The organism is Methylocystis sp. JR02 (genome assembly GCF_030063565.1).
Lineage (GTDB): Bacteria > Pseudomonadota > Alphaproteobacteria > Rhizobiales > Beijerinckiaceae > Methylocystis > Methylocystis iwaonis.
This window is the reverse complement of the sequence record NZ_JASIRC010000001.1, coordinates 3,771,903-3,793,851: the sequence shown is the minus strand read 5'-3', so window position 1 is coordinate 3,793,851 and position 21,949 is coordinate 3,771,903. Positions and strand designations below refer to the sequence as shown.

The following is a 21,949-nucleotide window of genomic DNA, read 5'->3' as shown; positions in this document are numbered from 1 at the left end:
CGAGCGGAGGCTCCCTTCATACAATGGCCAAGCTTCATTCATCAATTCCTTCGGCGGTTGCTGGACTTATCGTCGCGCTCGGGCTCGCGGCCTGCGAGCGTCACGACCAGGCGGGCGACGCGTCCAATGATAGGCCCGTGCTTGTCGCTCAGCCGCGGCTCGCGGCGCAGTCGCAGCCGCGGGATTTTGTCGCGACCATCCGCCCGCGCGTCGAATCGGACCTCGGTTTCCGCGTCACCGGCAAGGTTGTGAAGCGTTTCGTTCAGGCCGGCCAAAAGGTGAAGGCCGGCGCCCCCCTGGCGGCGCTGGACGAAAACGACCTCAAGCTCCAGGCGGAGCAGGCCGAAGCCGAATTTGCCGCCGCCAAAATGGTCCTGGCGCAGGCGCAAGGCGACGAGAAGCGCGCGCTTGCCTTGCGCAAGAACGGCTGGACGACCGACGCGGCGCTCGATCGCATTCGCGCCGCCGCGCAGGAGGCGCGCGGACGCCAGCAACGGGCCGAGCGCGCGCTGGAGCTGGCGCGCAACTCGCTCGAATACGCGACCCTTCGCGCCGACGGCGACGGCGTGGTGACTCAAACACTGGTCGAGCCGGGTCAGGTCATGATTGCCGGGCAGACGGCGATCAAGCTCGCTCATTCCGGAGAGCTCGAGGCGGCGGTCGCGCTGCCCGAAGATTTCGTCCCGCTGGCCGACAAAGGGACAGCGACGCTGACGCTATGGTCCAACAAGGGGAAGACCTATCAGGCGAAGCTTCGCGAGCTGAGCCCCGCCGCCGACGCCGCGACGCGCACCTTCGCCGCGCGATATTCGATCCTCGACCCCGACCAGGCGGTGCAACTCGGCATGAGCGCGACGCTCGCCATCGCGGCCCCTGGCTCCCAGACCGTTATGAGCGTGCCGCTCTCGGCCCTCTATAATCAGGGCGACGGCCCCTCGGTTTGGAAGGTCGAGGCCGACGGCCGCCTGAAGCTCGCCCCGGTCAAGCTCATCCGCTACGCCTCGGATGCGGCGTTGGTCGCGGGGGAAATCTCCGAAAAAGACCAGATCGTCATGCTCGGCGTCCACAAGCTGGAAGCCGGCCGGAAAGTGCGCGTCATGACGCGCCAGTCGCTTTAGGAGACCGGCGCCATGGGCTTCAACCTGTCGAAATGGGCGGTCTCGCGGCCGGCCCTCATGCTCTTCCTGATGCTGGCGATCGCCGTCGCAGGCGGCTACTCCTATTTGCGTCTCGGTCGCGCGGAGGATCCGTCCTTCACGATCAAGGTGGCGAATGTCACTGCGCTGTGGCCGGGAGCGACGGCGAACGAGATGCGCGACCAGGTTGCGGATCTCTACGAAAAGAAGCTTCAGACGCTGCCCTATCTCGAGAAGATCGACACCTACACGAAGCCGGGCTTCCTGGCGATGCAGGTGACCTTCAAGGATAATACGCCGCCGAAGGAGATTCCCCAGCTCTTCTATCAGCTCCGCAAGAAGCTCAACGACATCAAGGGCGATCTGCCGGCAGGGGTGCAAGGGCCGCTGGTCAACGACGAATATGGCGACGTCGACGCCGTGCTCTACGCCGTCACTGGCGACGGCGCCGATTATAATATGCTGGACAAGGTCGTCGAAGCGCTGCGCCAGCGGCTCATCGAGACGCCGGACGTCGTGAAGGTCGATGTCTATGGCGAGCAGCTACGGCGCATTTTCGTTGAGTTCAACGAAGCCAAAATCGCCAATCTCGGCGTCGAGCCGCAGGCGATTTTCGACTCGCTCGCCAAGCAGAACGCCGTGAACGACGCCGGCGTCTTCGAGACCTCCTCCAATCGCGTCCGCATCCAGGTCACGGAAGAGTTGAAAGGCTCCGACGCAATCGCCGCCATTCCCGTTCCGGCGAATGGAAAAGTGATCCGGCTGGGCGACATCGCCAATGTCTATGCGGGCTTCGAGGACCCGCCGTCATTTCTTGCGCGCTACAAGGGCCAGCCCGCGCTCGTCGTCGGCGCCGTCATGGCGAAGGGCGGCAATGTCTTCAAATTCGGCAAGGCTGTGACGGCCGCCGTCGACGAGATTCGCGCGAAGCTTCCGATCGGGATCGACATAGACCAGATCGCGGATCAGCCGAAGGTCGTCGAGGACGCGGTTGGCGAGTTCACCAGATCCTTCCTCGAAGCGCTCGTCATCGTTCTCGGCGTCAGCTTCGTTTCACTGGGCTTTCGCACGGGCATCGTTGTCGCGCTCTCGGTGCCGCTGGTGCTCGCCTTCGTGTTCATCTTCATGAATCTGATCGGCGTCGATCTTCAGCGCATCTCTCTCGGCGCGCTGATCATCGCGCTCGGCCTTCTCGTCGACGACGCCATCATCGCGGTCGAGATGATGATGGTGAAAATGGAGCAAGGCTACAGCCGCATCAAGGCCGCGACCTTTGCCTGGGAGTCGACCGCCTTTCCCATGCTGAGCGGCACGCTCATCACCGCAGCGGGATTTCTGCCTGTAGGCTTCGCCAATTCCGCGGTCGGCGAATATACGGGCTCCATGTTCTGGGTGCTGCTCATCGCCCTTCTCGCGTCCTGGGTCGTCGCGGTCATGTTCACGCCCTTTCTCGGCGTGAAGCTCCTGCCCGATTTCGGCAAGGGGCATGCCGCGCATGATCCGGACGAGATCTATCGCACGCCGTTCTACAAACGTCTGCGGGCGCTCGTCACTTGGGCGGTGGACCACCGGCTTCTCGTGATCGCCTCGACGGCGGGCGTCTTCGCTCTGGCGATTCTCGGCATGATCGTCGTGCAGAAGCAGTTCTTTCCCTATGCCGAGCGGCTGGAGCTCTTCTTCCAACTGCGGCTGCCGGAGGGCTCCTCGATCAGCGCCTCTTCGGAAGCGGCGCGGCAAGCCGAGGCGCTCATCAAGGACGATCCCGACGCGGCCTTCTACACGAGCTATATCGGCCAAGGACCGCCGCGCTTCTGGCTCGGCCTCAATCCGCAACTGCCGAACGAAGCCTATTCCGAGATTGTCATCGTCGCGAAGGACATTGCGGCGCGCGAACGGTTGAAGAAAAAGATCGAGGCGGCGATCGCCAATGGCGCCGTGCCGCAAGCGCGCGCCCGCGTCGAACGCTTCAGCTACGGCCCGCCGACAGGCTTCCCCGTGCAGTTCCGCATCATTGGCGACGATCCCGAAAAGGTGCGCGCCATCGCCTATCAGGTGCGCGACGTGATGGCGACGGACGAGGGCGTCGACGATCCGCATCTCTCGTGGAACGAGCAGACGCCAAGCGTGCGGCTCGTCATCGATCAGGATCGCGCCCGTCTTCTCGGCGTGACGCCGCAGGACGTCTCCAATCGCCTGCGCATGGTGATCTCGGGCGTCACCGTCACGACGCTGCGTGACGGCATCGACCAGATCGACGTCGTAGCGCGCGCCGAGGCCGGCGAGCGCGGCGACCTTGGGCGGCTGGGCGATATGGTCGTCTATTCGCGCGACGGCAAGCCGGTGACGGTCTCGCAGGTCGCCAAGATTGTCTATGAGCACGAGGAGCCGATTTTCTGGCGGCGCAATCGCAACATGAACATCACGGTCCGCTCGGGCGTCAAGGACGGCGTGCAGGCGCCCGACGTCTCGACGCGCCTTTGGCCGAAGCTCGCCGAAATCCGCGATCAGTTGCCGCAAGGCTATCGGATGGAGATGGGCGGAGCCATCGAGGAATCGGCCAAAGGCAACACCTCGATCTTCGCGGTCTTCCCCATCGTCGGCCTCGCCATGCTGACCATCGTGATGTTCCAGCTCCAGGACTTCACGCGCGTCGCGCTTGTCATGATGAGCGCGCCGCTCGGCCTTATCGGCGCCTCGCTCGCGTTGAATCTGGCGCATGCGCCCTTCGGCTTCGTGGCGCTTCTCGGCCTTATCGCGCTTTCAGGGATGGACATGCGCAATTCGATCATCCTCGTCGACCAGGTGCGGCAGGACCTCGAAAGCGGCGCCAATTATCGCGAGGCGATCATCGGCGCGACGGTGCGTCGCGTGCGTCCGGTGGCGCTGACGGCGCTCGCCGCGATTCTCGCCATGATCCCGCTGTCGCATTCGGCCTTTTGGGGGCCGATGGCGCTGACCATCATGGGCGGCCTGTTCGTCGCGACCTTCCTCACCGTGCTGTTCCTGCCGGCGCTCTATGCGATCTGGTTCCGCAAGCATCTCGACGAGGGCGCCAAGCTCGCGGCGCCGGATGAAGCGGCCCTCCCCGCCGGATTCATCGGCGAGGCGGCGGAATGAGCGCAGTCGAAGACGCCCCCAACGCACGCGAGAACGAGCAGCGCGCGCGGATCGTCGCGACAGCCGAGCGTCTCTTTCGCGAGATCGGCTTTCAGAAGACGACAGTGGCCGATATTGCGCGCGAGCTGCGCATGTCGCCGGCGAATGTCTATCGCTTCTTCGGCTCCAAGTCGGAGATCCATATGGCCGTCGCCCGCCAGTTGATGGGGGAAGTGGAGGCGGCCGCCGAGCGCCTCGCCTCTGGGCCGGGCCCCGCCGCCGAGCGGCTGCGGACGCTGGTGCTGGCGAGCGAAGCCATGAACGCCGAACGCTATTTGGCCGATCGCAAGCTGCACGAGATGGTCGAGGCGGCGCTGAACGAACATTGGCCTTTGATCGACGACCATATCGACCGGCTGGACGCGATCTATGAGCGGATCATCGCGTCGGGCATGGAAAGTGGCGAATTCGCCAAGGGCGACGCCAAGCTCGCCAGCAAGCTCGTTCGCACCGCCTGCGTGCGTTTTTGCCATCCCCACCTGATGGTCGAATTCGCACACCGCCCGCATCCAACGAGCGCGGAAATGGTCGATTTCTGCCTCACGGCCTTACGCGCGGGCGTGGGCTTGTGACGGCGAGGATTTAGCCTATACGCCGCCCGCGGCGCCTGTATAGAATGTCATATTCGGGTAGAGACGCGCCGCCGCGCGGCTTCAGGAAAACAGCAGAGCGGTAATGAAAGTCACACTGGTTCAGATGAATTCGATTGGCGACAAGGCAGCCAATCTCGCCGCCGCCCGCGCCCTCATCGAGCGGGCCGTCTCCCAGGAAAAGCCGGACTGGATCTGCCTGCCCGAAGTTTTCGACTTCATCGGCGGCTCGCGCGCGGAGAAAATGGCGGCGGCCGAGGAGTTGCCCGGCGGCCCCGCCTATGAGATGTGCCGCGCTCTGGCGCGCGAGCATAAGGTTTTCATCCACGCTGGCTCGATCCTCGAGCGGATTGCGGGCGAAGAGCGGCTCCACAACACCAGCGTCGCCTTCGACCGCGACGGCAAGGAAGTCGCGCGCTACCGCAAAATCCATATGTTCGACATCACCGCGCCGGACGGCGCGAAATATCACGAGAGCGCCGCCTTCAAGCCCGGCGACGAGGTTGTGACCTATGACTGCGAAGGCGTCACGGTCGGCTGCGCGATCTGCTACGATCTGCGCTTCCCCTATCTGTTCCAGGCGCTCTCCGAAAAGGGCGCCGATCTCATCGCGCTGCCGTCGGCGTTCACCCTCGTCACCGGCAAGGACCATTGGGAAGTGCTCTGCCGCGCCCGCGCCATCGAAACGCAAACCTATTTCTGCGCGCCGGGGCAGACCGGCGCCCATAAGGCCGGCCATGAAACGCGCTTCACCTATGGCAATTCGCTGATCGCCGACCCGTGGGGCCATGTCGTGGCCAAGGCGTCGGACGGTCCGGGCCTCGTCTCCACCCACGTCGACGTGGATCGCATCCGCAAGGTCCGGGCGATGATTCCCGTCGCGCAGCATAGGGTGAAGCTGGCGGTTTAGCCGAATCGGCTGAGGTTGTGCGGCGCCGTGGCCCCATAAATGTGGCGAAGCGGCGCCACGGCCTTGCATCCCTCTGATTTTTGATTACTATATGGCCTCGTAAGCTGTTCTGCTTGCGAAAATAATCAGTTTCGTCGCGTTGGCCTGAAATTAGAGGAATAGCGTGTCTACGCCGATCCGAAATGATGTGACCGACGCTCGCTTTCGTGTTCGTCCCGCATGGTAAGAAAAATCGACCCAGGCAACACGTTGACGCGCGCCTCTTTGCGGGAGGCCGTCTATAGCTGCTGCCCCACACTATCCCGTGCGGAAGCGCGCAAAATTCTCGACGCCACATTCGAGGAGATCGGCGAGGCTTTGCTGCGCGGCGAGCCGGTCAAACTGCGTTCATTCGGCACCTTCAACGTGCGCTCCAAGCGGGAGCGCGTGGGCCGTAATCCAAAAACCGGCGTCGAGGCCACAATTACGCCGCGCCGCGTGCTCACTTTCAAAGCGTCTCCCGTGCTTGTCGCGCATGTGAACGGCGACGCCATCATTCCCATAGAGGAAGATTGAGAAGTCGCGCCGGCCGTGCATAGGTGAGGGGAGCGTTATTGCGTCCGCGCCTGCGCGCGCTGACGCCGCCATTCCTTCAAAGGGCCAAAGATGCGAAAACTGAGCGCGGCCGTCGCCGCCTTCGCCGTTCTTGCCGCGCTGGTCGGCGCGCATAGGGCGGACGCCGATCTCTTCATCCTCGCCGTCGCCGCCGGACTCTGCGCCGTCACTACCTGGCGCGGGGCCGAGATGTCGACCTTCATGAAGATTTTCGCCGCGATCTTCTCGACCGAAACAATCGTCTTCGGCCTCACGAAGCTTCTCCAGTCAGAGGAGCTGTGGCCTCAGGCGCTCGCGGATTTCGCGCCGCCCGAGAGCATGGCGGTCACCGTCGCGGTATTCTCGATCCTCGTCTACGCCGTCTCCCGCATCGCTGTCGTCCAGGAGATGACGCGCATCGCGGACCTTTATTTCGACGCGCCCGATCGCGGAGAAGCCCGCGTCTGGCCCTTCCCGCGCTTTACGGCCGGAGAGGCGGCGATTGCGACGGCGATGATCGTCGTTCTCGTGCTGATCAATCAGGGGCAGGTCGGCATCTCCGTACGCCTCTCCTTCTTCAACCGCGACTGGTTCAACGCCATCCAGGAGAAGAACTCGGCGGAGTTCTGGCGCCAGCTCCTCTTCGTCTTCACGCCATGGGCGTTCTTTTACGTCGCCATCGCCGTGATCGAATATGTGCTGAAGTCCATGCTGGTCATTCGCTGGCGCCGCTGGCTCACCGAGCATTACATCGAGCGCTGGCTCAGCTCGCATACGCATTACGGCATGACTCTGGCGGGCGGCGACGCCGACAACCCGGATCAGCGCATCGCCGAAGACGTGAACCGCTTCATCGACGGCGGCGAGGAAGGCTACGGCATCTATTCCTATTCGATCCTGCTCATCTCGACGATGAGCTCGCTCGTCTCCTTCGCCTTCGTCCTATGGGGGCTTTCGGGCGCCTATCCGCTGCCCGGCACGGATATTCACATTCCCGGCTTCTTGTTCTGGGTTGCGCTCGCCTACGCCTCTCTGGGCACAGTGGTGACGCATCTCATCGGCCGGTCGCTGACGGGGCTCTTCTTCGAGCAGCAACGCCGCGAGGCCGACTTCCGCTTCTCGCTCGCGCGCCTGCGCGAATATAGCGAGCAGGTCGCGCTTCTCTCGGGCGAGCACGCCGAGCAGGGCTCGCTGGTGCAGCGTTTCCGCGGAATCGTGTTCAACTATCTGGGGATCGTGCGCAAGCGCAAGCAATTGGTGAGCTTCACCGCTTCCTATGGCCAGCTCTCGCCGATCATTCCCTATGTGATCACCGCGCCCTTTTATTTCGCGGGGAAGATCCAGCTCGGCGTGATGACGCAAACAGCGAGCGCCTTCGGGCGGGTGGAAGGCGCGCTGACCTTCTTCATCACTTATTACACCTCGCTCGCGCAGTACAAATCCGTGCTGGATCGTCTCGCCTCTTTCGACGCCGCGATCGATTCCGCCGAGGCGACCCGCGCCCATGTCGTTTCCCGCGCGCCCTCCGATCGGCTGGCGCTCGACGACCTCACTTTGTCGCTGCCGGACGGTCGCCGCATCGTCCATATCGACGCGCTCGCCTTCGAGCCGCGTCAGGCGGCCCTGCTCACCGGTCCGTCAGGCTCGGGCAAATCGACGCTGTTCCGCGCCATCGCCGGCATCTGGCCGCATGCCGCGGGCTCGGTCGTCGTGCCGCAGGGCGCGCGGGTGATGCTCGCGCCGCAGCGCCCCTATATCCCGATGGGCACGCTGGCCCAGGCGGTCGTCTATCCGGCGGACCTCGAGGATTATGCGCGCGGCGACATCGAAGAGGCGCTCCGCGCCGCGCGGCTGGCGCCCTTCGTCGAGCGGCTGGACGAAAGCAATAATTGGGGCCAGCGCCTTTCCGGCGGCGAGCAGCAGCGCGTCGCCATCGCCCGCGCCCTTCTCGCCAAGCCCGATTGGCTGTTCCTCGACGAGGCGACCTCGGCGCTCGACGAGAAGCTGGAGGGCGAGATCTATCGCATGCTGCGCGAGCGACTGCCGCAGACGACGATCGTCTCGATCGGCCACCGCTCGACGCTGCTCGATTACCACGACCGGCAGATCGAGATGGAAGCGGGCGCCGACGGCCTCTTCGCGCCACGCGACAAAGTGCTGGCGTAGTATCCGTCATTGCGAGGAGCGTAGCGACGAAGCAATCCAGAGCAGCTATAGCGGCCCTGGATTGCTTCGCTTCGCTCGCAATGACGATATTCCCCACAGGCTGAAGGTCTGATCTGGAATCCAGCGCAAAACCCGCCAGACTGTGCTACTTGCCTCTGGGTTCCCGGTCGCGCTTCGCGCGCCGGGAATGACATGCGGAGCGAATGGACATGGCCGAAGGCAAGGGATCGGGGCGCGAGGGCGGACGCTCGCTGAAGACGCGGGTGAAGACCGCGCGCAAGCGCTCGCTCTCCTCCACCCTCTGGCTGGAGCGCCAGCTCAACGACCCCTATGTCGCGCGCGCCAAGCGCGAGGGCTATCGCTCCCGCGCCGCCTATAAGCTCATCGAGATGGACGACCGCTACCATCTCCTCAAACCGGGCGCCCGCATCGTCGATCTCGGCGCCGCGCCGGGCGGCTGGTCGCAGATCGCCGCCGACCGCGTAAAGGTCAAGGACGGCAGAGGCAAAGTCGTCGGCGTCGATCTCCTCGACATGGAGCCGATCCCCGGCGTGCAATTCGCCGTCAAGGACTTCAACGACGAAGACGCGCCGGATTTCATCAAGGAAATGCTCGGCGGCGAGGCGGACGGCGTGATGTCCGACATGGCGGCCAACGCCACGGGGCATAAGCAGACGGACCATCTGCGCATTGTCGCGCTGGCCGAGCTCGCCGCCGATTTCGCCATGGATGTGCTGGCGCCGGGCGGATTCTTTGTCGCCAAGGTGCTGCAGGGCGGCACCGAGGGGCAATTGCTCACGCGCCTGAAGCGCGATTTTGCCGCCGTGCGCCATGTGAAGCCCGCCGCGAGCCGGGCGGATTCAGCGGAGCTTTACGTGCTGGCGACGGGGTTTCGGGGGAAGCGAGAAGAGCTGGAGGATAAGCGCGCCTGAAGGCGCGCGCAGACTGCTGACAAAGTGACGGTGACGCCCCTCGTGCTTCGAGACGCCTGCTGCGCAGGCTCTTCAGCATGAGGGGCTTCTGCATCTGCTTTAAAACACTTAGGCCTCATCCTGAGGAGCGAGCGAAGCTCGCGTCTCGAAGGACGAGGCCGCCTCGGAGGTCAACAAACTGAGCGCGCCTGAAGGCGCGCGGTCCGTGGACCGCGCCGCTTTGGACCGCGCGCCTTCAGGCGCGCAAAGCCTTCCGCCCCGTCAGCTCGTCGCCCGCATTCGGCGCAAGGCGCACAAAATTGACGATCGATACCGCCGAGATCGACGCCACCACAAAAAACGCCGGCGGGAAATCCAGCGCCATCAACGTCCCGCCGCCATGCAGCGCCCGCGCGGTCTCCAGCGCGGCCGCACCGATGGCGACGCCGGTCGAGAGCGACAATTGCTGCCCGACCGCCGCAAAGCTCGTCGCATTGCTCATCGATTCCTGCGGAATGTCGGCATAGCAAATCGCGTTCAGCGCCGTGAACTCCAGCGAGCGGAAGAAACCGCCGACCAATAGCATCGCCATGATCAGCCAATGCGGCGTTGTCTGCGTGAAAGAGCCGTTGGCGGCGAGGAATCCCGCGCAGATCAGCGCATTCACGATCAGCACGCGGCGGAAGCCGAAGCGCTTCAAGATCGGTTGCGCGGTTGTCTTCATGACCATCGCGCCAGCGGCGGCGACGAAGGTCAGCATGCCCGATTCATAGGCGCTGAGTTCAAAGCCAACTTGCAGCAGCAGCGGCAGCAGAAAGGGAACCGCGCCGAGCCCAACGCGAAAGAGAAATCCACCATAGATCGCCGCCCGAAAGGTCGGGATGCGTAGCAGCGCAAGATCGATGATCGGATGTTCCGCGCGTTGCGCATGAACGAAATAGGCGTAGAGCGCCGCGGCGCCGATGCCCACGACCGCCGCGACCACCACCGGCGGCGCGAAGCCGCGCCCGAGAATCGTGAAGCCGAAGACGATGAAGGAGAGCCCCACGCCCGACAGTGCGGCGCCCGTCACATCGAGCGGGCGCACATTCTCTTCGTAGAGATCGGGAATGAAGCGCGTCGTCAGCGCGGCGCCGATGAGGCCGATCGGCACATTGATCCAGAAGATGTAGCGCCAGTGAAAATAGGTGGAGAGAAAGCCGCCGAGCGGCGGGCCGATCAGCGGGCCGACAAGGGCCGGAATGGTCAGATAGGCCATGGCGCGCACGATCTCCTGACGCGGCGCCGTGCGCAGCAAAACAAGCCGCCCCACCGGCACCATCATGGCGCCGCCCAACCCCTGCACCACACGCGACGCGACGATCGCCGCGAGCGAGTCGGAGAAGCCGCAGAGAATGGAGCCAAGCGTGAACACGCCGATCGCCGCGCGAAACACGCGCCGCGCGCCGAATTTATCCGCCGCCCAGCCGGACAGCGGGATGAAGACCGCAAGCGACAGGAGATAGGCGGTGAGCGCGAGTTTCAGCGCCACCGGGTCTTCGTGCAAATCCGCCGCCATCGCCGGCAAAGCGGTGGCGAGCACCGTGCCGTCGAGCTGCTCCATGAAGAGCGCGGTGGCGATGATCAGCGGGGTGATGACGAAGGCGGGCAAATCTTTCCTATTCCGGCGAGGGAAACACGAATTCTGGGGCGTGTGCTCCTCCCTCCCCTTTACGGGGAGGGTGGCCCCGCGAAAGCGGGGTCGGGTGGGGCACGCCACAACGACGTCATCGCGGCGCGAACCCCACCCGGTGGCCTTCGGCCACCGACCTCCCCATAAAGGGGAGGTATCAGGCGCCAACCATGCCAGACTGCCGCTCAACCGAGCGCCTGCCTTTCCCGCGCTTTGGAGGTCGGGCCGGGAATTGTCAAATCAGCTTCAGCCCCCTGAAGCTGGTCTGCCCATTGCGTCCAACGATCAAATGATCATGCACGGCGATGCCGAACGGCTGTGCGATGACCACAATGTCCTTGGTCATGCGAATATCCGCCGTCGACGGCGTGGGATCGCCGGAGGGATGGTTGTGCGCAAGGATCAATGCGCTTGCGCCAAGCTCCAGCGCGCGGCGCACCACTTCGCGCGGATAGACGGGCGTGTGGTCCACCGTGCCGACGCCCTGCACTTCATCGGCGATAAGCGCGTTGCGCTTGTCGAGGAAGAGAATGCGGAACTCCTCGCGCTCGGCATAGGCCATGGCGGTGCGGCAGTAATCGGTCACGGCGGAGAAGGAGGAGAGCACGGTGCGCTTCTCCAGCGCGCCGCGCGCGAGGCGTCGCGCCGCAGCCTCGGTGATCTTCAATTCGGCGATTGCGCCCTCGGAGAGGCCATCGATCTCGCGCAGACGCTCGGGCCGCGCCGCGACCGCCTCCGCAAAAGAGCCGAAGCGCTCGATGATCGCCTTGGCGAGCGGCTTCACGTCGCGCCGTGGAATGGCGCGAAAAAGCAGCAGCTCCATTAGCTCGTAATCGGCGAGGGCGGCGTCGCCGCCCTCCATGAAGCGATCGCGTAAGCGCTGGCGATGGCCGTGGAAATGGGGGGCTTGCGCCTCCTCCAGGCCTGCCGTCGCGTTCTTTGCCGGCTTGCCCTTCGGCTGCTTCATGAGGCCGCGCGAGGCGCGGCCGAGGGATTGTCGAGACCTTTGGGGGAGAGCGTGAAAATTTCCGCTCCCGTTTCGGTGACGCCAATCGAATGTTCAAATTGCGCCGAGAGCGAGCGGTCGCGCGTCACCGCCGTCCAGCCGTCTGAAAGAATTTTCACCTGCGGGCGGCCGAGATTGATCATCGGCTCGATGGTGAAGAACATGCCTGGACGTAGCTCAACCCCCTGCCCCAGCTCGCCGTAATGCAGAATATTCGGCTCGTCGTGGAAGACGCGGCCGAGCCCATGGCCGCAGAAGTCGCGCACGACGGAGCAGCGCTCGCTTTCGGCATACTTCTGGATAGCGGCGCCGATGTCGCCGGTCGTGGCGCCGGGCTTCACGACCGCAATGCCGCGCAGCAGCGATTCATAGGTGACGTCGATCAGCCGCTGCGCCTTGCGGGGAATTTCGCCCACGGCGAACATCCGGCTCGCGTCGCCATGCCAGCCGTCGACGATGAAGGTCAGGTCGATATTGACGATGTCGCCCTCGCGCAGCGGCTTAGTGTCCGGCACGCCGTGGCAGACGACATGGTTGATCGAGGTGCAGATCGACTTGCGATAGCCGCGATAGTCGAGCGGCGCCGGATAGGCGCCGTTGGCGACGGCGAAATCGAAGACGAGGTCGTCGAGATATTGGGTAGTTACGCCCGGCTTCACGTAAGGAACGAGCATATCGAGGCCCTCGGCGGTCAGCCGACCGGCCTTGCGCATGCCCTCGAAATCTTCCGGCCCATGCAGCTTGATCTGACCGCTCTTGCGGCCGGCGGGGGCGAGATGGGACTCGATGAAGGTCATACGCGCTCGTTTTCGTGTTTTCGGGGGTCGATGGTTATCGACAAGGTAGTGATTTGGGCGCGCAAAGCAAGGACGGCGCGGAAGGGCCGAAGGAGTCACACGATCTCCGGGCCGTCATGGCCGGGCTTGTCCCGGCCACCCACGCCGAGGGGCACATCCGAACAAGACGCGTTATCACTATGGGTAAAGTTCTTGCAGGGCTTTGGAGGTTCTGGAGTCCCATTCCCAGCATTCGCTGCGGCTGCGCGGCGTGGATGGCCGGGACAAGCCCGGCCATGACGTGGGAAGCGACAGGAAGACGTGTGCATGCGTAGCCCGCAAGGGGGAGCGATGGGCTCACGCCCCAGCGAGCGCCGCTGCCTTGTAGCCCGAGCGGATCGAGCCCTCGATCGTCGCCGGCAGCCCCGTCGCGGTCCAATCGCCCGCGAGGAACAGATTGCGCCATTGCGTCTGCGCTCCCGGACGGCGCGCCTCCTGCGCGGGCGTTGCGGCGAAGGTCGCGCGCTTTTCCTTCACGATCTGCCAGGGCGGCAGTTCGCGCGGCAGTCCGGTCGCGGTCGCGACCTCGGCCCAGATTTTCTCGGCCAAAGCCTCGCGCGGCGCGTCCATCAGCCGGTCGGCGCCGCTGATCGTGACGGAGAGCCGATCGTCGAAGGCGAAGAGCCACTCGGAGAGCGAGCCCACCATGCCGAGCAGCAAGGGCTGGCCGGACGGCGGCGCGACCTTGAAATGCACATTGAGGATCGCGCGATGATCGTCGGGCGCGACGAGCCCCGGGATCAGCTCCTCAGCGATCCAGGCCGGCACGGCCAGCACGACGCGATCCTCGTCGCCGAGCGCAATCTCCTCGTCCGCGAAGCGCAGCGCGCGGGCGCCCTCGCCGTCGAAAACGATCTCGCGCAGCCGCGCGCCAAAGCGCGGCTCAATGCCCTGCGCCTGCAGCTTGCGCAGCGCCGGCTCGATGAAGGCGTGGCCGAGCCCGCCCTTGGCGACAAGTGGCCGGCAGGCCGCGCCGCCCGCCGCAAGCGTCTCGCGCAGCACGGCGCCGGCGAGCGTGGCGGCGGCTTCGCTGGGCTCGATATTGAGCGCCGAGAGCATCACCGGACGCCAAAGCTTCTCCCAGAGCAGGCCCTCGCAACGCATGGTCGCGCCGATGGTCGCGCCTCGCTTGGCAAAGAGCAGCCTGCCGGCGTCGAGATAATCGAGCGGTCCCGTGCCCGGCACGCGGCGGTCGGCGAAGAACACCCACCAGGGGAGCTTCGATTCGTTGGGGCGCAGCTTCCAGCGCTGGCCCGTCTCGAAATCCAGGAAGTCGAATTCGCACTGTTCTGGGCCAACCAGCGCGTCGGCTGCGCCGATGCGCGCGCCATAATCGCGCGCGGCCGTATTGCCCGAGAGCAGCAGATGGTTGCCGTTGTCGATGGTCAGGCCGAGCGTCGCGTCGACATAGGAGCGGCAGCGCCCGCCCGCCATGCGCGCGGCTTCATACAGCCTGACGCTTTTGCCGTCGTCGGCAAGACGCACGGCGCAGGAAAGGCCGGCGAGCCCCGCTCCGATGATGTGAACCGCGCCGCTCACAGAAAGGCGTGCCGGACCAGAGCGCCGACGAGCTTCAGCTTGGACACCCGAACGGGCGCGCGCGGCGGCGCGAAGCCGCGCGTGGTGAGGCCGTCGAGGATGGAGCGGTAGCCGGCGGCCATCAGATAAGGCGCCTTCACCGCCGCCTTCGGCAGGCCCGCCATCACGAGGTCCGCCTGCTCGAAATGCTCGCGCGCCCGCTGCATCACCGGCGCGCAGACCTGATCGAGCGCCGGGCTCGCAAGGGCGGCGTGCGGCGCCTGCGTCGTGACGCCGGCCTCATCCAACGCCTCGCGCGGCAGATAGAGCCGTCCGCGGGCGGCGTCTTCGTCGAGGTCGCGCAGGATATTGGTGAGCTGCAGGGCGCGGCCGAGATGATAGGCGAGGAGCTTGGGGCCGGTGGGCAACTGGGCTTCGTCTTCTTCGACAAGGCCGAAAGCGCGCACCGACAGACGCCCCACGGCGCTCGCGACGCGGTCGCAATAAAGCTCGAGCGTTTCCCAATCGGGCGCGCAAATGTCTTCTTCGACATCCATCGCCATGCCGTCGATGATCGCCTCGAAATCGGCGCGATCGAGCCGGTAGCGGCGGACAGGATCGGCGAGGAAGGCGCTGCGCGGGCGGATGCGGCCGGCGTAGAGTTCGTCGAGATCGTAGCGCCAGTGATCGAGCGCCTCGCGGCGCGCCTCGCGATCGCCTTCGTCGTCGGCGATGTCATCCACGGCGCGGCAGAAGGCATAGATGGCGAACATGGCGTCGCGCCGCGCCGGCTCCAGAATGCGCATGGCGAGATAAAAGGAGCTTTTGACCGCGATGGGCTGCGTGTTCAAAGGCGCGATGTCGTTGAAGCTTTCGATGGTCATTGGGGAACATCCGCCGTTTTGCGGCGCGGGCGGGAGATGCGCCGGATCAAGGCGCCGGCTGCGCCCATCGCGCCTGCGAGCGCAAAGCCGAGCTTGCCTTCATGCACCTTCTCGCACAGCGGATCGGCGATCCGCAACCGCAAGACGAGCCGCTCGGCGAGCGTTTGAATCGCGCCGACTTCCATCGCCAGCCGCGTGTCGTCGATCAGATCGGCGAAAATGCGCGACTCGTCGAGCAGCGCGGCGGTTTTCTCGTTGAGGTCGCGGATAGCGGCCAGAAGCGGCGCGGGCGCGCGCGCCTCGTTCAGCATCTCGACCGCCCCGCCATGGGCGGAAAACGCCTCGGCGGTGATGTAGACGCGGTTCAAATTGCGATAGTCCTTCGCGCAATCCTGCAAATGGTTGATCACCTGCAAGGCGGCGCAAAGCGCGTCATTGGCGGCCCAGACGCGCGCCGGGTCTTCGCCATGCACGTCACAGACGAAGCGGCCGACCGGCATCGCCGAGTAGCGGCAGTAATAGATGAGGTCGTCCCAATCGCGATAGCGCAGATAAGTGACGTCGCGCTTGAAGGCGACAATGAGATCGCGGGCGTGCTGCGGATCTAGGCGGCGCTCGCGGCATTGCTCACGCAGCCTTGCGGCGACGGGCTCGTCGGGGCCGTTGCCGATGAGGGCGGCGTCGAGCCGGTCGAGGAGGTCGAGCTTCTGCTCGGGCGTCAGCGTGGCATGGTCGGAGATGTCGTCCGCCGCGCGCACGAAATCATAGAAGGCCAGGATCGGCGCGCGATGGCGCGGCGCGATGAGCACCGAGGCGACGGGAAAATTCTCGTCGCGGTGCGTCTTGCCGGAGCTTGTATCGGCAATCTCGATCATAATGCCTCTCGCTCAGGCGGGCGCCTGGAAACGACCCTTCCACTCGCCGCCGCGGCCGCGCATGTGACGCCAGGCCGAAACGGCGGTAAACCACGTATAACACGCCGCGATTAACGGCAAAGCGAAGGCCCGCGCCCGCGACAGGCCGTAGAAGCGCAGGCTCGGCATATAGGCCTGCGCCATGATCATCCAGGCCACGAGCCCGATCTCCCGCGCCGGCGGCGCTCCGAAGATGGCGAGCAATGGCGGCGCAAGATAGACGACGATCATGCCGAGCAGCGCGCCCGCGAGCTTCAGGGCCGAATAATCGAGCTGCGCGTAGGCCGAGCGCGTCACCATTTTTTCGATGTCCGCAAGACGCGGATAGGGGCGCAGGCTGTGGACATCGTCGGTGAGGCCGAGCCAGATCGGCCCCTGGCGCTTCATCAGCGCGCCGAGCGCGCAATCGTCGATCAGCGCCTCGCGGATCGCCGGCAGGCCGCCTGCCTCGGCCAAAGCCCCGGGACGGGCCAGCATCACCCCGCCCGCAGCGCCCGCGACCTTGCTCTTGGGGTCGTTCACGGCGCGGAAGGGGTAGAGCATCTGGAAAAAGAAGACGAAGGCCGGGACGAACCATTTCTCCGCCGCGCTCTCGCAGCGCAGCTTCACCATCAGCGAGGACAGCACCGTCGCGCGCGCCGTGGCGCCGGCGACGAGGCGGGAGAGAACCGGCGGCGCGAAGGCGATGTCGGCGTCGCAGAAGAGCACGAAGTCGGGCTGCTTCTCGAGGCTGCGCACATAAGTGAACCCCCGATGCATGGCGGCGATCTTGCCGGTCCAGCCGTCGGAGGGGCCGCCGGATTGGAGGATGGTCAGCCGCTCGGCGGCGCCAAGCTCGGCGGCCTTCGCCCGGGCGATGCCCGCCGTGCCGTCCGTGCTCTCGTCGTCGACGAGAACGACCTCGAAACGGCCGGAAAATTCCTGCTGCAGCAGAGAGGCGACGCTGGTCGCGATCACCTCCGCCTCATCGCGCGCCGGGACGACGGCGATGACATGGGCGCTTTGCGGAACGACCGCGCCCTCGGGCGCGAATCTGCGGTCGTGCTCGGTGAGCCGCCAGAAACCCGAATTAAAAATCAGGAGATAGAGCCAGGCGGCGAGCCCGGCGAGAGCGAGGAGGGTCAAAACCATGGCGCGGCGGTTTCTACCATCGCGGGCGCCGGCTGGCCAGAGCGGCGCTTCAATCCTCCCGGGCAATCCGGCGAAGGCTGGAAGCGAACCAATCCCTCCCCTTTACGGGGAGGGTGGCCCCGCGAAAGCGGGGTCGGGTGGGGTCAGGCCAAACGGAGTCGATGCGGCTTGGACCCCACCCGGCGGCCTTTGGCCGCCGACCTCCCCGTAAAGGGGAGGTATTCAGCGGCTAATGACGAAAGATGCCTGTGTTCAATCCTCCCGCCGCCGCCAGCCTTCTTCCGTCTTCACATAGCTGCGCTTCACCGCCGCCCAGGCGATCCGATGCGCCGCCTCCTCCTGGCGGGGATCGCCTTGGTGATCGGCGAAAGCGTGGTTGAAGGCCTCGCGGAAAATATCCTGCGCATGCAGCGGCAGAAGCCGCTGGAGATTTTCGGGCAGGTCGTCATTCGTCCGATAAGGCAAGCTTTTCTCCGACAGTTGAATTTGTTTTCGCGCGACGCAAAACTAAAAATATAGGGCTGGCTGAATTTGGCGCGCCAGCGCCAGAGGAGAGGCCGTCTTGTTCTATCTTGCTGTCTTCTTTCTTCTTGCCGCCGGCGCCGCGCATTGGGCGGCGAATCGCGAGGCGCAAAAACACGGCGAGACGGTCCTGGCGCGGCGCTGGGAGACCTCTGTTTTTTATCGCGACGAGGAATTCATCGGCTGGGTGACCAGCGGCTCCGCCTCCGTCGACGGGTATAGAAGCGTCCTTGCGCCTTATGATTTGGCGCTGCTCGCCTGTCTCGGCGCGGCGCTGGCGGCGGGATCGCTCGCGGCCGCCGAATCGCTGCAATGCGTCGACGGCGGCCGTTGGGTTCTTTGTGTGGCGCCCGTCGCCTTCAGCGCGGCTGATTTCGTGGAAGACCGCCTGCTGCTCGCCCGCATGGCGGCGCGATCAGCTACGCCCGCCGAGGTGCAGAAGCTTCGACGGGCGACGCTCGGGAAATTCCTCGCTTTGGCGGCGGCCGTAAATCAGACGGTCGCCCTCGCCCTCTGGGCGTTTTTCGCCTGAGAGACGGCTCGTTGTCATTCCCGACGCTTGCGAAGAAAGCGATCGGGAATCCAGAGCCACAAAAGCGCTGGTTTTTACTCAGAGCCCGTCATTGCGAGCGAAGCGAAGCAATCCAGGGCAGCGATGCAGCCCTGGATTGCTTCGTCGGCTCCGCCTCCTCGCAATGACGGCGGTGGTTTCCTGTGTGTCCAAACTGCGCGAGCGTCGGGAATGGCGCCGATTTAGGCGCCCTCGATCTCCGCCACGATGGCTTGGGCCGCCGCGCGCGGGTCGGCGGCGCGGATGATCGGCCGGCCGACGACGAGATGATTGGCGCTCGCGGCGATCGCCTGGGCGGGCGTGGTGATGCGCTTTTGATCGCCGACGTCCGCGCCGGCGGGACGCACGCCCGGGGTGACGAGCAGCATGTCCGGTCCGACGAGCGGCCGGATTGTCGCAAGCTCCAGCGGCGAAAGGATCAGCCCGTCGATCCCCGCCGCCCTGGCCTGCCCGGCGCGGCGGGCGACGAGATCGGCGACGCCGAAGGCATAGCCCGCCTCCTCGAGATCGGCGTCGTCATAAGAGGTCAGCGCCGTCACGGCCAGGAGCTTGAGATCGCCCGCCCCGGCGCGCGCCGCCGCCATGGTCTGCGGATAGGCGTGGATGGTGAGGAAATCCACGCCCATGCGCGCGATCTGCCGCGTGGCGCGCTCGACGGTGGCGCCGATGTCGTGGAGCTTCAGGTCGATGAAGACGCGCTTGCCGGCGTCCTTGAGCTCATGCGCCAGCGCCAAGCCGCCGCCATAGGCGAGCTCCATGCCGATCTTGTAGAAAGAGACGGCCTCGCCGAGCGTCGCGACCAAGGCGCGCGCGTCCGCGACCGTTTCGAAGTCGAGGGCGACGATCAGGCGGTCTCTGGCGCTTTCTTGCGACACGAAAGAGTCTCCGGCGTGAGTTGAAGGACGTCCTCTTCCTGAGGAGCTGCCGAAGGCGGCGTCTCGAAGGACGAGGACGTCCGCTCGCGACGCGCTTTTCCTCTACTTCGTCCGTCGAAACAGCCTCTTCGAGGCCTCCTCAGGATGAAGGAGAGGAAAAGAATCACTTACCCGACTGCGCTGCCATGGCCGGCCTTGCGATAGCGCCAGACGCGGGCCGGGGGGATGTTCAACAGAACGGGCGCCGAGCCCTTCCCGACATAGGAGCCCTTGAGCCCATGGGCATGGATCGGCATGGGCGAAACGGTCAGGCCATAGGTGAACTGGATGAACAGCCCGTCCTCGCCCATCAGCTCGAAGGCCTGATGCAGCAGCTCGACGCGATCACGCTCCGGGCGCACGAGAAGCGGCAGGCTGGAGACCACCGTCGCCACCTGCCCCTCGACCTTGTCCGCGAGCGTCTTCTTCAGCCCATAGGCGTCGCCCTGCACGATCTTCACGCCGGGATAGCGCTCGGCGAGCATGTGGCAGAAGCGCCCCTCATATTCGACCAGCACCAGCCGCTCGGCGGGAATGCCGCGCGCGAGCAGCGCCTTGGTGACGGGACCGGTGCCCGGTCCAAGCTCCACAATCGGACCCTCTCGGGAAAGATCGACGAAGCTCGCCATGGTTTTGGCGAGCGCGGGCCCCGAGGGCTGGACAGCGCCGATGAGCCGCGGATTTTCGATCCATTGCTTGATGAAACGGGCGCTGTCGGCGAGCGAGGCTTTGGCGTTCTGCAAGGGCGGTTTCCCCAAATGCGGCTGTTATTTTTTGGTTTTGCGGCGCGCAAACGGCCCCGCTGCGGGGGCCGTGGGCGTAAGAATAGAAGAGAGCCCCGATAAAGACAACGCGACGGGTCGCTGGGTTCGCGCCGCTTCGCGAGACAGAAACGAGAAAGCCCCAGCCAGTCCTGCGTTTCATGCGACCCGGGCCGCATGGCGCGGTTCGATCAGTTGGACGCCGCGAGCGTCAAGCCGCCAGTGGCGCCGATATGCCTGGCCAGCGCGCCCCATTTGCGGAACAAGAATTCCATGTCGCGGCGCAGCGGCAGGAAAGCGGCGTCGATGTCGAGGCCCTGCCCCACGCGCTCGGCGACGGCGTTCACCTGCGGCATGCCGAGACACAGGCGCAAGGCCGCCCGGCCGCCGATCAGCACGGGCTGACCGACATGGCAGGCGCGCGGATAGTCGTCGCCGACGAGCGCGCCGCGCGTCTGGCGCAGCGCCTCGTAGATCAGGCGCGTCTGGGCCGGATCGCCGTGATTGGCGAGGATCGGGAAGAGCGTCGCGGGCTTGCCCCCGAGACGCCAGTTCTCGGCGTCGAGGAAGTCCAGCTCGGCGTTGCTGGCGACGCCGCGACGGGCGGCCTCCACAAAACGCATCTTGATCTCGTCGCGCAGGCCCGCCTCTATTTTTGCGTAAGTCTCGATTTCCGCCAGCGCGGCGGTCCAGCGCAGCCCCAGTCCGAGATTGGCGGGCGCGAAATTCTCCGCCTCGAAGGCGCGGCCGAAGGATTGCGGCCAGTCGGATTGCGCGGCATAGGCGGCGAACCCCGGCGGCAAGGCCATGTCGCGCAGCGTTTCGGCCTTGTCGGCAGGAATGAGCAAAGCGCCGCAGAAGGGCGGCCCGCCGGCGAATTTCGATCCCGTGATCATCACCAGAAAGCCGGCCGCAAGATCGGCCTTGATGTCGTCGAAAGAGCAACGAAGCTGGCTGGCGTCGACGAGAACGAGCGCCCGGCCTCTGGCGCTCGCAAGAATTTCGCGCGCGGCGGCGCGGCGCGGCCCGGCGCGGCCGGTCTTCGAGGAATCGAGCAGATGCAGCAGCGTGGCGCGGCCCATGCGCAGGGCTTCGGCGACGGCGAGACCGGCGGCGCGGTCGACTTCCGCCGCCGCGCGCGGATAGCCCGAGGGGTCGCGGATCGCGACGCGGCGCATGACCACATCGTCATTTTCCCAGCCGGCGAGCGGGGCCCCTTTTTCGACATTCGGCTCGAAAGCCGCCGTCCCGGCAAAATGCGCGCCCGTCGCCGCCAAAGGCACGCCGCTGCCGGTTTCCTCCGGCGCGACGACAATCGTGGCGATCGGGCGGCGCAGCAGCGCCTTGGCCACTGCGAGCGCGGCGAGCCCCGCCTCCGTGCCCGAGGCGGTGAGAACGACCTCGACGCCCGGCCCGCCGAAGAGCGCAACGATCCGCGCGCGAATCTCGTCGAACCAGCCCGCAAGATCGGCGCCCGGTCGCGACAGGGCGTCGAGGGCGCCGCCGGCGGCGTCATAGCCGCGCGGGCTCACGGCGCTCGCCGTCGAGGAAGAAAACCAAAGCTCGTCCGGCGCAGGCGCCGCGGGAACGCCGTAGCGGTTGCGGCGCATGACGGGATCGAGCCAAATCCGCTCGTCGCCGCCGGAGACGAGCATCATATCGAGCCGTGGATTTTTGGCGGCGCGCGCGTCTTTGCCGACGCCGGGAGCGCTCGCAAAAGCCGGGTCCGCCAATAATCGCCTCGCTGCGTCGCTCATCAGTGCCCGTCGAATCATGGC

Annotated in this window: 19 protein-coding genes; 8 read left to right on the top strand and 11 right to left on the bottom strand. The window is 65.5% G+C overall.

Annotation, left to right across the window (positions count from 1 at the left end):
- Nucleotides 1–23: 23 nt before the first annotated feature.
- From QNA11_RS17960 to QNA11_RS17930, 7 genes are all read left to right on the top strand, one after another.
- A complete protein-coding gene (locus QNA11_RS17960; protein ID WP_202072188.1) occupies nucleotides 24–1,118 on the top strand; it encodes an efflux RND transporter periplasmic adaptor subunit in 1,095 nt (364 codons plus the stop codon).
- 12 nt (nucleotides 1,119–1,130) lie between these two features.
- Complete coding sequence (locus tag QNA11_RS17955) at nucleotides 1,131–4,253, top strand: efflux RND transporter permease subunit (protein ID WP_283484065.1); 3,123 nt, start codon at nucleotides 1,131–1,133, stop codon at nucleotides 4,251–4,253.
- Nucleotides 4,250–4,864 carry a TetR/AcrR family transcriptional regulator gene (locus QNA11_RS17950; protein ID WP_283484064.1) on the top strand — a complete coding sequence of 205 codons (615 nt, stop codon included), beginning with the start codon at nucleotides 4,250–4,252 and terminating at the stop codon, nucleotides 4,862–4,864. Before QNA11_RS17955 ends, QNA11_RS17950 begins: the two co-directional genes overlap by 4 nt.
- A gap of 103 nt (nucleotides 4,865–4,967) precedes the next feature.
- Nucleotides 4,968–5,792 (top strand): carbon-nitrogen hydrolase family protein, encoded by an 825-nt coding sequence (locus tag QNA11_RS17945; RefSeq protein WP_283484063.1) that lies wholly within the window; start codon nucleotides 4,968–4,970, stop codon nucleotides 5,790–5,792.
- A gap of 219 nt (nucleotides 5,793–6,011) precedes the next feature.
- Nucleotides 6,012–6,347 (top strand): integration host factor subunit alpha, encoded by a 336-nt coding sequence (locus QNA11_RS17940; RefSeq protein WP_202072184.1) that lies wholly within the window; start codon nucleotides 6,012–6,014, stop codon nucleotides 6,345–6,347.
- Nucleotides 6,348–6,437: 90 nt separating this feature from the next.
- Nucleotides 6,438–8,531, top strand: a complete 2,094-nt coding sequence (locus QNA11_RS17935) for an ABC transporter ATP-binding protein/permease (RefSeq protein WP_283484062.1) — start codon at nucleotides 6,438–6,440, stop codon at nucleotides 8,529–8,531.
- A 209-nt stretch (nucleotides 8,532–8,740) separates the two neighbouring features.
- Complete coding sequence (locus tag QNA11_RS17930; protein WP_283484061.1) at nucleotides 8,741–9,463, top strand: RlmE family RNA methyltransferase; 723 nt, start codon at nucleotides 8,741–8,743, stop codon at nucleotides 9,461–9,463.
- A 235-nt stretch (nucleotides 9,464–9,698) separates the two neighbouring features.
- On the opposite strand, the gene QNA11_RS17925 is transcribed toward QNA11_RS17930, so the two are convergent.
- From QNA11_RS17925 to QNA11_RS17890, 8 genes are all read right to left on the bottom strand, one after another.
- A complete protein-coding gene (locus QNA11_RS17925; protein ID WP_283484060.1) occupies nucleotides 9,699–11,093 on the bottom strand; it encodes a DHA2 family efflux MFS transporter permease subunit in 1,395 nt (464 codons plus the stop codon).
- Nucleotides 11,094–11,349: 256 nt separating this feature from the next.
- Nucleotides 11,350–12,081, bottom strand: a complete 732-nt coding sequence (gene radC / locus QNA11_RS17920; protein ID WP_283484059.1) for a RadC family protein — start codon at nucleotides 12,079–12,081, stop codon at nucleotides 11,350–11,352.
- Complete coding sequence (gene map, locus QNA11_RS17915; protein WP_283484058.1) at nucleotides 12,078–12,917, bottom strand: type I methionyl aminopeptidase; 840 nt, start codon at nucleotides 12,915–12,917, stop codon at nucleotides 12,078–12,080. The genes radC and map overlap by 4 nt, the downstream gene beginning before the upstream one ends.
- A gap of 336 nt (nucleotides 12,918–13,253) precedes the next feature.
- On the bottom strand, nucleotides 13,254–14,495 hold the full coding sequence (gene hpnE, locus QNA11_RS17910; RefSeq protein WP_283484057.1) for a hydroxysqualene dehydroxylase HpnE: 1,242 nt from the start codon (nucleotides 14,493–14,495) through the stop codon (nucleotides 13,254–13,256).
- A complete protein-coding gene (gene hpnD, locus QNA11_RS17905) occupies nucleotides 14,492–15,358 on the bottom strand; it encodes a presqualene diphosphate synthase HpnD (RefSeq protein WP_281930896.1) in 867 nt (288 codons plus the stop codon). The genes hpnE and hpnD overlap by 4 nt, the downstream gene beginning before the upstream one ends.
- Entirely contained in the window at nucleotides 15,355–16,233 is an 879-nt protein-coding gene (gene hpnC, locus QNA11_RS17900) for a squalene synthase HpnC (RefSeq protein WP_283484056.1), read from the bottom strand. The genes hpnD and hpnC overlap by 4 nt, the downstream gene beginning before the upstream one ends.
- A 12-nt stretch (nucleotides 16,234–16,245) precedes the next feature.
- On the bottom strand, nucleotides 16,246–17,403 hold the full coding sequence (locus QNA11_RS17895) for a glycosyltransferase (protein ID WP_283484055.1): 1,158 nt from the start codon (nucleotides 17,401–17,403) through the stop codon (nucleotides 16,246–16,248).
- Nucleotides 17,404–17,655: 252 nt separating this feature from the next.
- Complete coding sequence (locus tag QNA11_RS17890) at nucleotides 17,656–17,868, bottom strand: ChaB family protein (RefSeq protein WP_283484054.1); 213 nt, start codon at nucleotides 17,866–17,868, stop codon at nucleotides 17,656–17,658.
- A 97-nt stretch (nucleotides 17,869–17,965) separates the two neighbouring features.
- Here QNA11_RS17890 and QNA11_RS17885 point away from each other — a divergent pair, with 97 nt between their 5' ends.
- A complete protein-coding gene (locus QNA11_RS17885; RefSeq protein WP_281930891.1) occupies nucleotides 17,966–18,457 on the top strand; it encodes a hypothetical protein in 492 nt (163 codons plus the stop codon).
- Nucleotides 18,458–18,678: 221 nt separating this feature from the next.
- On the opposite strand, the gene pyrF is transcribed toward QNA11_RS17885, so the two are convergent.
- From pyrF to QNA11_RS17870, 3 genes are all read right to left on the bottom strand, one after another.
- The gene (gene pyrF / locus QNA11_RS17880) at nucleotides 18,679–19,371 is read right to left on the bottom strand and encodes an orotidine-5'-phosphate decarboxylase (RefSeq protein WP_283484053.1); all 693 of its coding nucleotides are present in this window, start codon (nucleotides 19,369–19,371) and stop codon (nucleotides 18,679–18,681) included.
- Nucleotides 19,372–19,538: 167 nt separating this feature from the next.
- Nucleotides 19,539–20,153, bottom strand: coding sequence for a class I SAM-dependent methyltransferase (locus QNA11_RS17875; RefSeq protein WP_283484052.1), 615 nt, complete (start codon nucleotides 20,151–20,153; stop codon nucleotides 19,539–19,541).
- Between the two features lie 209 nt (nucleotides 20,154–20,362).
- Complete coding sequence (locus QNA11_RS17870; RefSeq protein WP_283484051.1) at nucleotides 20,363–21,928, bottom strand: hypothetical protein; 1,566 nt, start codon at nucleotides 21,926–21,928, stop codon at nucleotides 20,363–20,365.
- Nucleotides 21,929–21,949 lie beyond the last annotated feature (21 nt).

What these genes read in the sequence shown, in the direction of transcription:
- QNA11_RS17960 (WP_202072188.1), top strand. Translation starts at nt 24, where the DNA reads ATGGCCAAGCTTCATTCATCAATTCCTTCGGCGGTTGCTGGACTTATC.
- QNA11_RS17955 (WP_283484065.1), top strand. Translation starts at nt 1,131, where the DNA reads ATGGGCTTCAACCTGTCGAAATGGGCGGTCTCGCGGCCGGCCCTCATG.
- QNA11_RS17950 (WP_283484064.1), top strand. Translation starts at nt 4,250, where the DNA reads ATGAGCGCAGTCGAAGACGCCCCCAACGCACGCGAGAACGAGCAGCGC.
- QNA11_RS17945 (WP_283484063.1), top strand. Translation starts at nt 4,968, where the DNA reads ATGAAAGTCACACTGGTTCAGATGAATTCGATTGGCGACAAGGCAGCC.
- QNA11_RS17940 (WP_202072184.1), top strand. Translation starts at nt 6,012, where the DNA reads ATGGTAAGAAAAATCGACCCAGGCAACACGTTGACGCGCGCCTCTTTG.
- QNA11_RS17935 (WP_283484062.1), top strand. Translation starts at nt 6,438, where the DNA reads ATGCGAAAACTGAGCGCGGCCGTCGCCGCCTTCGCCGTTCTTGCCGCG.
- QNA11_RS17930 (WP_283484061.1), top strand. Translation starts at nt 8,741, where the DNA reads ATGGCCGAAGGCAAGGGATCGGGGCGCGAGGGCGGACGCTCGCTGAAG.
- radC (WP_283484059.1), bottom strand. Translation starts at nt 12,081, where the DNA reads ATGAAGCAGCCGAAGGGCAAGCCGGCAAAGAACGCGACGGCAGGCCTG.
- map (WP_283484058.1), bottom strand. Translation starts at nt 12,917, where the DNA reads ATGACCTTCATCGAGTCCCATCTCGCCCCCGCCGGCCGCAAGAGCGGT.
- hpnD (WP_281930896.1), bottom strand. Translation starts at nt 15,358, where the DNA reads ATGACCATCGAAAGCTTCAACGACATCGCGCCTTTGAACACGCAGCCC.
- hpnC (WP_283484056.1), bottom strand. Translation starts at nt 16,233, where the DNA reads ATGATCGAGATTGCCGATACAAGCTCCGGCAAGACGCACCGCGACGAG.
- QNA11_RS17895 (WP_283484055.1), bottom strand. Translation starts at nt 17,403, where the DNA reads ATGGTTTTGACCCTCCTCGCTCTCGCCGGGCTCGCCGCCTGGCTCTAT.
- QNA11_RS17870 (WP_283484051.1), bottom strand. Translation starts at nt 21,928, where the DNA reads ATGAGCGACGCAGCGAGGCGATTATTGGCGGACCCGGCTTTTGCGAGC.